Annotated in this window: 11 protein-coding genes; 3 read left to right on the forward strand and 8 right to left on the reverse strand. The window is 50.8% G+C overall.

What is annotated here, in order from left to right; translation table 11 throughout:
- Positions 1 to 23 precede the first annotated feature (23 nt).
- From FHD02_RS03710 to malX, 5 genes are all read right to left on the reverse strand, one after another.
- Complete coding sequence (locus tag FHD02_RS03710; protein ID WP_137370555.1) at positions 24 to 530, reverse strand: ferritin-like domain-containing protein; 507 nt, start codon at positions 528 to 530, stop codon at positions 24 to 26.
- Positions 531 to 554: 24 nt separating this feature from the next.
- The gene (locus tag FHD02_RS03715; RefSeq protein ID WP_038640435.1) at positions 555 to 1,052 is read right to left on the reverse strand and encodes a ferritin-like domain-containing protein; all 498 of its coding nucleotides are present in this window, start codon (positions 1,050 to 1,052) and stop codon (positions 555 to 557) included.
- Between the two features lie 92 nt (positions 1,053 to 1,144).
- Positions 1,145 to 1,330 carry a general stress protein gene (locus tag FHD02_RS03720; protein ID WP_006684659.1) on the reverse strand — a complete coding sequence of 62 codons (186 nt, stop codon included), beginning with the start codon at positions 1,328 to 1,330 and terminating at the stop codon, positions 1,145 to 1,147.
- 480 nt (positions 1,331 to 1,810) lie between these two features.
- Positions 1,811 to 2,983, reverse strand: coding sequence for a MalY/PatB family protein (locus FHD02_RS03725; protein WP_220393587.1), 1,173 nt, complete (start codon positions 2,981 to 2,983; stop codon positions 1,811 to 1,813).
- A gap of 10 nt (positions 2,984 to 2,993) precedes the next feature.
- On the reverse strand, positions 2,994 to 4,586 hold the full coding sequence (malX, locus tag FHD02_RS03730) for a maltose/glucose-specific PTS transporter subunit IIBC (protein ID WP_137370557.1): 1,593 nt from the start codon (positions 4,584 to 4,586) through the stop codon (positions 2,994 to 2,996).
- 169 nt (positions 4,587 to 4,755) lie between these two features.
- Between malX and FHD02_RS03735 the strand changes: the two genes are divergently transcribed.
- The gene (locus FHD02_RS03735; protein WP_038640443.1) at positions 4,756 to 5,784 is read left to right on the forward strand and encodes a Mal regulon transcriptional regulator MalI; all 1,029 of its coding nucleotides are present in this window, start codon (positions 4,756 to 4,758) and stop codon (positions 5,782 to 5,784) included.
- Between the two features lie 45 nt (positions 5,785 to 5,829).
- Here FHD02_RS03735 and FHD02_RS03740 read toward each other — a convergent pair whose 3' ends face one another.
- Together FHD02_RS03740 and manA are read right to left on the reverse strand one after the other, a co-directional pair.
- Positions 5,830 to 7,338, reverse strand: coding sequence for a YdgA family protein (locus FHD02_RS03740; RefSeq protein ID WP_137370558.1), 1,509 nt, complete (start codon positions 7,336 to 7,338; stop codon positions 5,830 to 5,832).
- Between the two features lie 106 nt (positions 7,339 to 7,444).
- The gene (manA, locus tag FHD02_RS03745) at positions 7,445 to 8,620 is read right to left on the reverse strand and encodes a mannose-6-phosphate isomerase (RefSeq protein ID WP_137370559.1); all 1,176 of its coding nucleotides are present in this window, start codon (positions 8,618 to 8,620) and stop codon (positions 7,445 to 7,447) included.
- Between the two features lie 262 nt (positions 8,621 to 8,882).
- Between manA and fumB the strand changes: the two genes are divergently transcribed.
- Together fumB and fumC are read left to right on the forward strand one after the other, a co-directional pair.
- A complete protein-coding gene (gene fumB, locus FHD02_RS03750; RefSeq protein ID WP_137370560.1) occupies positions 8,883 to 10,529 on the forward strand; it encodes a class I fumarate hydratase in 1,647 nt (548 codons plus the stop codon).
- 142 nt (positions 10,530 to 10,671) lie between these two features.
- Positions 10,672 to 12,075 carry a class II fumarate hydratase gene (gene fumC / locus FHD02_RS03755; RefSeq protein ID WP_137370561.1) on the forward strand — a complete coding sequence of 468 codons (1,404 nt, stop codon included), beginning with the start codon at positions 10,672 to 10,674 and terminating at the stop codon, positions 12,073 to 12,075.
- On the opposite strand, the gene tus is transcribed toward fumC, so the two are convergent.
- A complete protein-coding gene (tus, locus tag FHD02_RS03760; RefSeq protein ID WP_220393588.1) occupies positions 12,072 to 13,001 on the reverse strand; it encodes a DNA replication terminus site-binding protein in 930 nt (309 codons plus the stop codon). The two genes, fumC and tus, sit on opposite strands and share 4 nt — an antisense overlap.
- Between the last annotated feature and the right edge of the window lie 37 nt (positions 13,002 to 13,038).

Here is a 13,038-nt window from a genome sequence, read left to right on the forward strand (position 1 = left end):
GCCTGAAGCAGAGCGTAATGAGATTATTTTTTGGCTACAACGCCGTCAGCGTCAGACCGTAAGAGAAATTGTTCTGTCGTTTGCGGAATATGTTTAACCAGCCAGTCGGCCATCTCACGTTCTTCTGCGAGAATCGTTTCGATAGCGGGGATAGAGGCGGTATCACCGACCTTTTTGGCAGCGGCCAAAAGCGATGTGTAGCAGGCTATTTCAAATTGCTCGAATACATAGCCGCTGATTGCGCCTTTTACAATTTCGTCAGAAGGAAACATGCCGCCAATCGACTGGCCAAAAGCGGCCATTTTACTCATGGAGTCTTTTAATACAGAACGCGAAATATCGTTTCGATCGAGGATCTCTTCCAGCAGGGTAATTTGCCTTTTTGTTTCATTAATATGTTGCTCAATTCTGGCACGCAAATCAGGATAATTATCGATACGACTCGCCATCGATTCCAGCATTGACTCCGCTTGCTTTTCCATCGCGTGCGCATCGCGTAGCCAGTCATGGTAATGTTCTAAGTGATTCATCGTAATTTCCTCGAGTCAGTATGGTTATCGTTTTTCAGCGTCTTTATTAATGTTACCAACCGCCAGATCGGTTAATTTCAGATCGGTTTGTTTCTCTTCTTCAAGCGTTTCTGCGAGGAGTTTTACGGCTTTTTTATATCCCAGTTGTTCTGCCAGGGTTGCCAGTGTGCCGTAGCTGGCAATTTCATAATGTTCCACTTTCTGGGCGGCTGCGATTAATGCTGCATCGCGTACTTCATTTTTCTCGGTGCTTTCAATAACCTCATTAGCCTCTTCAATTAAGCCTTCCATCGCCACACATTTCATGCGTTTAATCTTAATTCCCGGTTCTTGCTCAACGATTTGGTCAATACGTTCAATTTGCCCCTGGGTTTCTTCCAGGTGGGCATTAAACGCTTTGCTGAGTTTTTCGCTTGAGGCGGCTCTGGCTAGTTTAGCCAGTCCGCGCGTTAACTGTTTTTCAGCGCTATAGGTATCTGAAAGTAGGTGAATAAATACGTCTTCAATGCTTTTCATATGCATATTAATATCCTTTAGAGGTTAAAAATAACTGCGAGCCCCATACAGACCCGCAGGACACTCTTTTAATTAAAAGATGAAAATAACGCTAACTATCAGGAGTTGTCAGACTTACGGCCACCGCCGTGGCTGCTTTGCCCACCTTTTTTACCTGCTTCAGATGCGCGTTGTGGATCGTTTTTGAAGTTACCACCGCTATGTTGACCGCCTTTACGGCCCGCTTCTGATGCTTTTTCTCGGTCTTCTGCGAAGTTACCGGAACCACCACGATGCTCTGCCATATATCACCTCATATATCGGTTATGTCAGTCAGATACAAAAAAATAATTTCGTATCCGTCGTTGTTCAAGGCTTAAAGTTAGCGGCTATTTGTATTAAGTCAAATTTAATGTTGATAGGTGAATCAGTCCGTATTGATAATTTTCAATGGATTGCGGGAAATACCGCTTCGCTTATTATGAATGATGTTTGATTAATAAATAATCGTAACCGTCTGAGAGTTAGAGGGAATAAAAATATGAGTGCTCAATCAGGATTATTCTTGTGAATTTTCTTAAATTATAAATAAATTATAAAACCGAAGCGCTCCGCTCAGACATAAAATAGCATTATTAAATGTCATGATATCCATTTTTGTCTACGCTCACCCTTTTTTCCCGATGCAAGGGATAACGCGGGCTTTTCGACGATGCTGGATGAACAGGGCGGTAAAGCGTCAGGCAGAGAAGGCGCGCAATGAGATTTTCATTGCGCAAACCTGTTTAACGTATTGTACGGATGGCGTTAATCAACCCCTGAACGCCTTTTTCAAGTTTTGAGCGCGGACATCCGGCATTCAGGCGCACAAAACCGCGTCCTTCTTCGCCGTAGGTGTACCCTGGCATGATGGCAACTTTCTGCTGGTGGATAAGCGCTTCCTGTAATGCGCGATCATCAATGTTAAGCGGACGCAGGTCAATCCACGCCAGATAGGTAGACTGTGGAACCTGCCAGCTCAGTTCGGGGAATGCGGCATTAAGCTCGCGGGCGACGTAATGCAGATTGCTGGCAAGATAATCCCGCAGCGCATCAAGCCAGCTTGCGCCCTGTTGATAGGCGGCAATATGAGCTGTCAGCGCCAGCACCGCAGGTGAGGAAAGACCATCGCGACCTTTTAATGCGCTGAGATAATCGTTACGGCTTTGAGCGTCTTCAATAATCCCGTAAGCCCCGGTCAGTGCCGGAATATTAAAACTTTTTGAGCCGGAAGTGAGCAGCGCCCAGCTGTCACGCGCGACGTTACTCCAGGGGATATGCGGCTGATCCCCCCATACCATATCCATATGGATCTCATCGGAAATGACTTTTACACCATGGCGCTGACACAGTTCCGCCATGGTTTCCAGTTCGTCGCGCCTCCACACCTTGCCCGTCGGATTTTGTGGGCTACAGAGCAGAAGAATTTTGCTCTCTGGACGAGACAGGGCATTCTCCAGTGCGGTCATGTCGCAGTACCAACCGTCAGTACGTTTTTCCAGTTCGACAGCGCGCACCACGCGCTGATTACCCTCAATAGCTTTGTAAAACGCGTCGTAAGCCGGGGTGTGAATAACCACCGCATCACCCGCGGAAGACCACTGGCGAATCAGCTCTGACACCATATAGATGACCGAGGGACCATATACCAGCGACTGAGGATCGATTTTTGTATTGTGACGCGTCAGAAACCAGTGCTGAATAGCCGCCAAAAATTCATCATTTTTCCAACGGCTGTAACCCAACACGCCATGGGACAGGCGCTGGGTAAGCGCCTCAAGAATGCAGGGGGCAGTGGCAAAATCCATGTCAGAGATGGTGAACGGCAGAAGATCGGCTGAGCCAAAACGGTCGGCAACATAATCCCACTGGGTACACCAGGTACCGTGTCGGTCCACAACCTTAGAAAAATCAAACATATTGTTGTCCTTAAGCCTGTACGGTGTTCATCAGAACCGCGATTTCGTCTTTCACTGACTGGACCTGCGGACCAATAACAACCTGAAGGTTATGCTGATTGAGTTGTACTACGCCAATGGCACGATTGTCCTTCAGAGCTTGTACGTTAACAAGCGACATATCTTTCACTGACAAGCGCAGACGAGTAATGCAGTTATCCAGGCTAACAATGTTTTCCGCGCCGCCCAACGCCGCCAGAATAGCTGGCACGTTATAACCCGATTTACCTGGCGCTCCAGCCATCACTTTTTCGATAGTGCTGGCCATTTCGACTTCGCGACCCGGTGTCTTCAGATTGAAGCGCGTGATGGCGAAGCGGAAGATAACGTAATACACCGCAAACCAGATAGCTGCGACGACAGGGACCAGATACCACTTGGTAGACAATCCATGCAGGATGCCGAATACCACGAAGTCGATCAGGTTACCGTCAGTGTTACCGATGGTAACGCCAAGCACCGCCATCACGGTAAAGCCGAGACCGGTAAGCAAAGCATGGATCACGTACAGAACCGGAGCCACGAACAGAAACAAGAACTCGAGAGGTTCGGTCGTACCACCAATTACACAGGCAATCAGACCGGAAATTAATAATCCTTTAATTTTATGACGATTCTCTGGACGTGCGCAGTGGTACATCGCTAACGCTGCACCCGGTAACCCGCCGAGGAACGCCGGCATTTTACCCTGGGACAGGAAGCGGGTTGCGCTTTCAGAGAAACCTTGCGTTGTCGGACAGCTCAATTGAGCCTGGAAAATAGTCAATGCACCGCTCACGCTATGACCACAGACTTCCTGCGTGCCGCCCGCTTCGGTAAAGCGGATCAATGCCACCAGAATATGATGCAGACCAAAAGGCAACAACAGACGTTCGCCGGTACCAAACAGCATAGGACCAAATTCACCTGCACTGTTGATGATGTGACCGAGTCCGGTAATGCCCATGGCGAAAACCGGCCAAATCAGGGGAATAACCAGACCGACCAGGCCCATCACCACCGAGGAGATGATGGGAACGAAGCGAGTGCCGCCGAAGAAGGCCAGGGCATCCGGCAGACGAATGTTATGGAAGCGTTCATGCAGCATCCAGACGATGATCCCAGCGATGACGGCGCCGAGGATCCCTGTGTCGATCGACTGGATCCCCAGAATATTTTGCACGTTGTTGGCTTTCAGGATCGCCGCATCAGTGGTGGGTAAGATGCCTTTGGCGGTTAACCAGAAGTTGACGGCAAGGTTCATTACCGCGTAACCGACAAAACCGGCAAACGCCGCCACGCCTTTATTCTCGCGCGCCAGGCCAAGAGGAATGGCAATACAGAACATCACCGGTAGGAAGCTAAACGCAAATGAGCCAACTTTGCTCATCCAGGTAAAGATGGCCTGTAGCACCGGATTTCCTAACACCGGGATTAACGTTAAGACATCGTGGCTGCTTAACGAACTGCCAATCCCTAACATGATCCCGCAAAATGAGAGCAGAGCCACGGGCAACATAAAGGTTTTGCCCAACTGCTGGAAAAATTCCCATAACGTTATTTTTGGTGTGGTTCTCGTCGTCATTAAACGACTCCTTGTAAAATCAGACTGGCTAATGATGGCGAGAAGATAAAACGTTTTACCTAATTTTAGTGCGGTATAAATCACATTATCGAACGATAATAGAGGGTATAAATATAAGTGATTGATAAAACGTTTTATCGGTCACGTTATCAGGGAGTTTTCTGTTTTTATGGCTATAGCCAAAAAAATAACGATCCATGATGTTGCGCTGGCTGCGGGGGTTTCGGTCAGTACCGTCTCATTGGTACTCAGCGGCAAAGGACGTATTTCATCAGCAACCGGTGAGCGGGTAAATGCAGCCATTGAGCAACTGGGGTTTGTGCGTAATCGGCAAGCATCAGCCCTGCGCGGTGGGCAGAGCGGGGTCGTGGGTTTGATTGTGCGCGATCTTTCTACGCCGTTTTACGCCGAGCTGACGGCGGGGCTGACGGAAGCATTAGAAGCCCAGGGGCGCATGGTCTTCTTACTGCATGGCGGCAAAGACGGCGAACAGCTGACGCAGCGCTTCACACTGTTACTTAATCAAGGGGTTGATGGCGTGGTGATCGCTGGGGCCGCAGGCAGCAGTGACGCGCTACAACAACTGGCCGCTGAGAAAGGGATCCCGGTGGTGTTTGCGTCACGCGCCAGCTATATGGATGACGTTGACACCGTCAGACCTGATAACATGCAGGCCGCGCAACTCCTGGTTGAACAACTGATACGTCATGGGCATCAGCGCATTGCCTGGCTGGGCGGGCAAAGCTCTTCATTAACCCGGGCAGAGCGCGTCGGCGGGTATTGTGCGACATTGTTAAAGTATGGTTTGCCGTTTCATAGCGACTGGGTGCTGGAGTGTTCATCCAGCCAAAAGCAGGCTGCGGAAGAGGTGACGGCGCTGTTACGCCGGAATCCCACAATCAGTGCGGTGGTGTGCTACAACGAAACCATTGCCGTAGGCGCCTGGTTTGGCCTGATGAGAGCAGGGCGACAGAGCGGTGAAACAGGCGTGGATCGCTACTTTGAACAGCAAATATCATTGGCCGGATTTGCTGATGTGGCGGAAAGCGCGCTGGATGACATTCCCATCATTTGGGCTTGCACGCCTGCCCGTGAAATGGGATACACCCTTGCGGAACGCATGCTACAACGCATTGGCCACGATGAAAGCCATTCGCGCAATCTGACGCTTGCCGCCCGACTGGTCGTCGCGAAATAAAAAAAGCCCGATAAGCAATGTTATCGGGCCTGTCGTAACGGATATTTACTGTTGCGGGGCTGCAGGAGCATCCGGCTCAGCAAAGGCAGGCATACCGAACATGCCAACAAACTCATCCAGCGACATTTTCTGTCCGTTAAGTGTTACCTGACCGTTCGCATATTGCAGGCTGGAACCGATAACGTTGTCCTGCAGCGTCGTAATACGGAACATCTGACCCATCGCCGCGAGGCCATTAACCTGCTGCTTCGCCAGACCCGCCGCTTCTTCCTGCTGATATCCTTCCAGTTTGGCAATCTGCGTCATGAATTCAGTCGCCATATCGACAGGGATCGTCAGCTTAGCATCCAGTGATTTGACGGAGCGATCCACTTCCTGGGCCAGCGTTTGCGGCTCTACGGTGTTTGCGGTCGGATCTTTTAGTAGTAGAGACAAATTAAAGGCGGTTTCACCTTTCGCATTTTTCCAGCTCAGCGGCGCAATAGTGATAACCGGTTCGCCTTTCATCAGAATCGGCAGGGCATTAAAGAAGGCTTCGGTGACTTTCTGCTGATATAGCTCCGGGTTTTGCACCACATCGATTTGTGACATCAACGCCTTGGTTTGGGCGCTATACTGCTGACTGAACTGGTGCAGGGCTTCACCATCAATCTGGCCCACTTTCAGCGTCAGTTTGCCGCTACCCATATCCTGGCCCTGCAGTTTAAGGCTGTTCAGGGTGTAATCCAGTTGGCTGTTGACGGTTTTACCCTCGTTGATCAGATCGGATTTACCATCGATACTCATGCCTTCCAGAACCGCCAACTCTTTACCCTCGACTGCAATCGACAGTTTTTCGAGTGACAACTTCTGGTCGCCAATACGCTCACCAAAGCTGGCGATACTGCTGGAACCCTCAGTTTTCAGGTTATTGAAGGTAATTTGTACTTTCTGGTTGTACTCATTGACCGCATTAACCAGACCACTTTGCGCATCGCCAGTTAGCGAAACTGCATTACCGTCTTTGTCAGCCGTAAACTGGAATTCCCCGCCGCTGAAGGCCACTTTTTCATCGCCATTCTCGTAGTTCAGCGGTTTGAGGGAGAGATCGGAACGGGTATCGCCGCTGTAACCGATACGGGAGTTAATGACGAATGGTGTTTCGCCTTTGGCAATATCGAACAGTGGTTTGGTGACGTCGTTATTCACCAACGTTGTTTTCACCGAGGCCATAGCGGGAACCAGATTCAGCGATTTCAGCTGTGCGAGCGGGAAAGGACCGTGATCAACTGTTTCATTAAGGACGATGCTTTGCCCAGGCTTCAGCCAGGAATCTTGCTGCCCGGTGATGGGTTTAACCACCAGTTGCAGTTGGCTATTGAACACGCCGCGCTGATAGTTTTGATAACTCAGTTCAATGCCCGCCTCAGGGGAGTAGCGTTTCAACTGATTGTTTGCCTGTGTCACCATCTCGGCGAGATGCGTTTCGAGTTTTTTACCTGTGTACCAGGCACCGCCCGTCCAGACGATACCCAGTGCAACCACTACACCCGCAGCTACCAGCGATTTTTTCATTTTGATATCCATAAAATAAAACCAGGCGTTTGAAGACGCCTGGAGGAGTGACTTGTCTTTAACTCACTACAGCTTAGCAAGAGTTGTTAAAAATATCAGTATCTTGCTACAGCTTGTTATAAACCCGAGCTAAACGGCCCTTGCCGCTGACGTTTACCGGCGATTCATTCGCACTAATAAAGGCCGACTCACCCGGCTGCAGGACCAGACGCTGCTCACCTTTGCTCAACACGGCTTCACCCTCAATGCAGAACAGAATTGCGGCGCTTTGCTGGCCGATCTCTGCACCAGTGGCCGTTAACTCATGTAGGGAGAAGGCGAAATCGTCGACCGGAATAGGGAAGTCCAGTTCACCATCTGTTTTAACCGGTGTGTTCAGCAACTGGTTTGCAGGCTTAGCGACAAACTTAACGTTGGCGACCAGTTCCGGGATATCAATGTATTTTGGCGTTAGCCCAGCGCGCAGCACGTTGTCCGAGTTCGCCATCACCTCCAGCGCCACACCTTGCAGGTAGGCGTGCGGGGTCTCGGCAAACAAGAACATGGCCTCGCCGGGATTGAGTTTAACCACGTTGAGCAGCAGTGGGGAAAAGAGTCCGCTGTCGTTAGGGTAGAAGTCGGCGATCAGGCGGATGGTTTGCCAGGGTTCACCCTGCTGACTGTTCAGCGCCGATTTCAGGATCGCCAGCGCGTGGGATTTCTCTTCATCCTGCATATTCAGCAAGCTGGCAAATAGATAGCTCAGACGCTCTGCGCTCGGCTCCTGCAGGAAATGCGCAATAGCCGGATGCGCAGCGGAAACAGGTTGTAATAACGCAACAATATCGGAGAACTCACGAAAGGCGTTCATCGCCAGGAAAGGCGTTAAAGCAAAAACCAGTTCTGGTTTGTGGTTAGGATCTTTGTAGTTGCGCTCGGCGGCATCCATCGGGATCCCGGCGGCGTTTTCTTTGGCAAACCCGATTTCAGAATTGTGTTTGTTAGGATGAACCTGAATCGAAAGAGGTTGCGCAGCACAGAGCACTTTAAACAGGAAGGGCAGTTCACCAAAGCGTTCGGCAACGGCATCGCCTAATAGCGCGGATTTATCGCTTTCAATAACGTCGCGTAAAGCAACCGTCTGACCATCAGCGCTCTGAACTTGCGAACTGCTTTTTGGGTGCGCCCCCATCCAAAGCTCAGCCATCGGTTGCTGAGTTGGGTTGGCAATCCCATAAAGTTCCGTTAACGCAGTTTTACTTCCCCAGGCGTAGTTCTGCACTGAGTTGATGAGTTTTTGCATTCTCAAGCCCTGTTTGAATGTGGAATTTTCTCTGGCTATTAAACCAAGAAACCCTGAGGGAAGTAACCTGCACATGTAAAAAGTCGTACTTGTCTCAGTTTTTGTTAAAAAATTGTGTAGGATATGGTGACTCGCTTTTAATACCCTGAGTAATTCCGGTTGCAGAAAGCCTTACCTTCTCCAACCCGACCTACGGCAGGGAAGCAGGGCAACGGAACATCTGCCCAGAGAATAACCAGACCGAGCAGTAAGTGAGAGCACAATGTCAAACAAACCCTTTCATTATCAGCATCCTTTCCCCCTGAAAAAGGATGATACCGACTATTATCTGCTGACCAGCGACTATGTATCCGTTGCCGAATTCGAAGGGCAAGAGGTTATTAAAGTCGCGCCGCAAGCGCTAACCCTGCTGGCTCGCCAGGCTTTTCATGATGCTTCGTTTATGCTGCGTCCAGCGCATCAGCAACAGGTTGCCGATATCCTGCGTGATCCTGAGGCCAGTGAAAACGACAAATATGTGGCCCTGCAATTCCTGCGCAACTCCGACATCGCGGCGAAAGGTATTTTGCCGACCTGTCAGGATACCGGCACAGCGATAATCGTGGGTAAAAAAGGTCAGCGTGTCTGGACCGGCGGCGGTGATGAAGCGGCACTGGCGCGAGGGGTCTATAACACCTATATCGAAGACAACCTGCGCTATTCACAAAACGCCGCGCTGGATATGTACAAAGAAGTGAACACCGGCACCAACCTGCCAGCGCAGATTGACTTGTATACCGTTGACGGCGATGAATACAAATTCCTGTGTATTGCCAAAGGCGGTGGTTCGGCAAACAAAACCTATCTGTACCAGGAAACCAAAGCGCTGCTCACGCCGGGCAAATTAAAAAATTACCTGGTCGAGAAGATGCGTACGTTGGGAACAGCGGCTTGCCCGCCGTATCACATCGCGTTTGTGATTGGTGGTACGTCGGCGGAAGCCACGCTGAAAACCGTCAAACTGGCTTCGGCGAAATACTACGATGAACTGCCGACCGAAGGTAACGAGCATGGTCAGGCATTCCGCGATGTGGAGCTGGAAAAAGAACTGTTGATAGAAGCGCAGAATTTGGGACTGGGCGCCCAGTTTGGCGGCAAATATTTTGCTCATGATATCCGTGTGATCCGTCTGCCGCGTCATGGCGCGTCGTGTCCGGTTGGTATGGGTGTTTCTTGCTCAGCCGATCGAAATATCAAAGCTAAGATCAACCGTGAAGGTATCTGGATCGAAAAACTGGAGCATAATCCGGGTAAATACATACCAGAAGAGCTGCGTCAGGCAGGCGAAGGCGAAGCGGTGCGTGTTGACCTCAATCGGCCAATGAAAGAGATCCTGGCTCAGTTGTCGCAATATCCGGTGTCCACGCGTCTGTCGCTCAACGGAACCATTATTGTTGGTCGTGATATTGCGCATGCGAAACTGAAAGAACGTCTGGATAACGGCGAAAGTTTGCCGCAGTATGTTAAAGATCACCCGATCTATTACGCCGGCCCGGCAAAAACGCCCGAAGGCTATGCATCAGGCTCGCTAGGCCCAACCACTGCCGGGCGTATGGACTCGTATGTTGACCAGCTTCAGGCCGCGGGTGGGAGCATGATCATGCTGGCGAAAGGCAACCGTAGCCAGCAGGTGACCGACGCCTGTCATAAGCATGGCGGCTTCTATTTAGGCAGTATTGGCGGCCCCGCAGCGGTGCTTGCCCAGGGCAGTATCAAGAGTCTGGAATGCGTGGAATATCCTGAACTGGGGATGGAAGCCATCTGGAAAATTGAAGTGGAAGATTTCCCGGCGTTTATCCTGGTGGATGACAAAGGTAATGATTTCTTCAAGCAAATTCAGACGTCGCAGTGCGCACGCTGCGTTAAGTAACGTCAGCCGCCCTTTGGGGCGGTTTTTTTTTACCGCACGAACCACCAAACGACGGTTTAATCCTCGTTAATACTGATAAGACCAATGCAAGTGGGCAATGTCGAAACATAACCTAATCAATTGTTAATGTAAGGAGCAGGTAATGGTAACGGTACGCCGCGAGAATGATTCAATGGGCGCAATTGATGTTCCTGCCGATAGGCTTTGGGGCGCGCAAACCCAACGGTCGCTGGAGCATTTTCGTATCTCTACGGAGAAAATGCCGGTCTCGCTGATCCACGCGCTGGCGCTGACGAAACGGGCGGCAGCAAAGGTTAATTTAGATCTCGGGCTGCTGGCGGAGGATAAAGCCACCGCGATTATGCAGGCCGCAGATGAGGTATTGGCGGATAAACATCGCGATGAGTTTCCGTTGGCCATTTGGCAAACGGGCTCCGGCACACAAAGCAATATGAATATGAACGAGGTGCTGGCAAACCGTGCCAGCGAATTGCTGGGCGGTGTGCGGGGAATGGAGCGAAAAATTCACCCCAACGATGATGTTAATAAGAGCCAAAGCTCGAATGATGTCTTTCCGACTGCGATGCATGTTGCCGCGCTGTTGGCGCTACGCAAATCACTGATCCCGCAATTAACGGTGTTGACCAAAACGCTCAGTGATAAATCCCACGCTTTTGCCGATATCGTCAAAATTGGCCGGACGCATCTGCAAGATGCAACCCCGCTTACGCTTGGCCAGGAGATTTCCGGCTGGGTCGCAATGCTCGAACATAACCTCAGACACATTGAAAACAGTTTACCTCATGTGGCGGAACTTGCGCTGGGGGGAACCGCGGTGGGAACTGGGCTGAACACCCATCCGGAATATGCTCGTCGGGTTGCGGATGAACTGCGGGTAATTACCTGCGCGCCGTTTGTTACCGCACCGAATAAATTTGAAGCACTGGCGACCTGCGATGCGTTGGTTCACGCGCATGGCGCGCTGAAAGGGCTGGCGGCATCGCTGATGAAAATCGCCAACGATGTACGCTGGCTGGCATCCGGTCCGCGTTGCGGTATTGGTGAAATTTCAATTCCTGAAAACGAACCGGGTAGCTCCATTATGCCGGGTAAGGTCAATCCGACTCAGTGTGAGGCGCTGACTATGCTGTGCTGCCAGGTGATGGGCAATGATGTTGCCATTAATATGGGCGGGGCGTCAGGTAACTTTGAGCTTAACGTGTATCGACCGATGGTCATCCACAACTTCCTGCAATCAGTGCGTCTGCTGGCGGACGGGATGGAAAGCTTTAACGAGCACTGTGCGACGGGAATTGAACCCAATCGTGAGCGAATCGACCAGTTACTCAACGAGTCGCTGATGCTGGTTACCGCACTTAATACCCATATTGGTTATGACAAAGCCGCCGAGATAGCCAAAAAAGCGCATAAGGAAGGGCTGACGTTAAAAGCATCTGCCCTTGCGCTGGGATATTTAACCGAAGCGGAGTTCGACAGTTGGGTACGACCGGAACTGATGGTTGGCAGCATGCGACCGGGCAGTTAATCCGCAACGTACAGGTGCAGTCGGGGAATAATCAATCTCAACGGCTGCGCCTGAGGTTTAAAACGATGCTGAACGTTGTCGGCATCGTAATTCAGTAACTCGCCGATATCGGGTACTGTCATGCCGTTGTCGTTGTTGATTAGCGCAATCAATGGCGTCGGGCAGGCGTATTGCACCTGTTTTTGTTCTCCTTTGTACCACACGCGAGCGATGGGCTGCACTTTTACCGGTCTTTTAATCTTCAGTTTTGCCTGCTGTGGCAGGGCTGCAATGTCCTGATATTCCCGCTCCAGCTTTGCCTGCCACTCTTCACGCGTCCAGGGATGTACGCTGCGCGGCGACGTCAGACTCTTTTCCAGTTGCTGCAGGACTTCATCGCGCTTAAGGTTTTTAATGATGTGCTTGTTAGCCCAGCCAAAGCGCAGGGTGGCGGGTTCTTTCACCAGCGTGAGGGTACGGTAGGCATTCAACGTAATCAGTCCTGGCAGGTGGCGATGCACCCATTCGAAACGTGCCGCCGGCGCCAGTTCCGATTCCACAGTGACAATGCGCTCAAACGTTGTTTTCAACTGGTTGATACGCTGAATGTGTTCTTCCAGTGCGCGTTGCGCTGCGTTATCCACCTGATAGCACAACACGCCCGGAAGACGGACGGCCGCTTTGCTGCTGCGGTTCTCAGATTGCTGCTGAATAAACAGATGGCGATAGTGACGCAGCGCCAGCGATTCAGCCTCTTTGCCTAAATGTTGTTTTACATCGATGCTCTGCAAAGGGGCATGTTCTGCCTCCTTGACGACTTCTGGTAACGAGAACACGCGCGCAATCAGCAGCGTCTGCTGCAACAAATTTTCGCTCAGAAGCGCCAGTTCCTGTTCCATCTGGCGGAAGGTACTGTTCAGACGGTCAACGAGATCGTAACGGGCCATGTGTTTTACCATTTTAGTTACAACATACTTTTTTATA

Origin of the sequence: Citrobacter sp. EC_71 (assembly GCF_019584005.1) — a bacterium.
Classification (GTDB): domain Bacteria; phylum Pseudomonadota; class Gammaproteobacteria; order Enterobacterales; family Enterobacteriaceae; genus Citrobacter; species Citrobacter werkmanii.

What these genes read in the sequence shown, in the direction of transcription:
- FHD02_RS03710 (WP_137370555.1), bottom strand. Translation starts at nt 530, where the DNA reads ATGAATCACTTAGAACATTACCATGACTGGCTACGCGATGCGCACGCG.
- FHD02_RS03715 (WP_038640435.1), bottom strand. Translation starts at nt 1,052, where the DNA reads ATGCATATGAAAAGCATTGAAGACGTATTTATTCACCTACTTTCAGAT.
- FHD02_RS03720 (WP_006684659.1), bottom strand. Translation starts at nt 1,330, where the DNA reads ATGGCAGAGCATCGTGGTGGTTCCGGTAACTTCGCAGAAGACCGAGAA.
- FHD02_RS03725 (WP_220393587.1), bottom strand. Translation starts at nt 2,983, where the DNA reads ATGTTTGATTTTTCTAAGGTTGTGGACCGACACGGTACCTGGTGTACC.
- malX (WP_137370557.1), bottom strand. Translation starts at nt 4,586, where the DNA reads ATGACGACGAGAACCACACCAAAAATAACGTTATGGGAATTTTTCCAG.
- FHD02_RS03735 (WP_038640443.1), top strand. Translation starts at nt 4,756, where the DNA reads ATGGCTATAGCCAAAAAAATAACGATCCATGATGTTGCGCTGGCTGCG.
- FHD02_RS03740 (WP_137370558.1), bottom strand. Translation starts at nt 7,338, where the DNA reads ATGAAAAAATCGCTGGTAGCTGCGGGTGTAGTGGTTGCACTGGGTATC.
- manA (WP_137370559.1), bottom strand. Translation starts at nt 8,620, where the DNA reads ATGCAAAAACTCATCAACTCAGTGCAGAACTACGCCTGGGGAAGTAAA.
- fumB (WP_137370560.1), top strand. Translation starts at nt 8,883, where the DNA reads ATGTCAAACAAACCCTTTCATTATCAGCATCCTTTCCCCCTGAAAAAG.
- fumC (WP_137370561.1), top strand. Translation starts at nt 10,672, where the DNA reads ATGGTAACGGTACGCCGCGAGAATGATTCAATGGGCGCAATTGATGTT.
- tus (WP_220393588.1), bottom strand. Translation starts at nt 13,001, where the DNA reads ATGGCCCGTTACGATCTCGTTGACCGTCTGAACAGTACCTTCCGCCAG.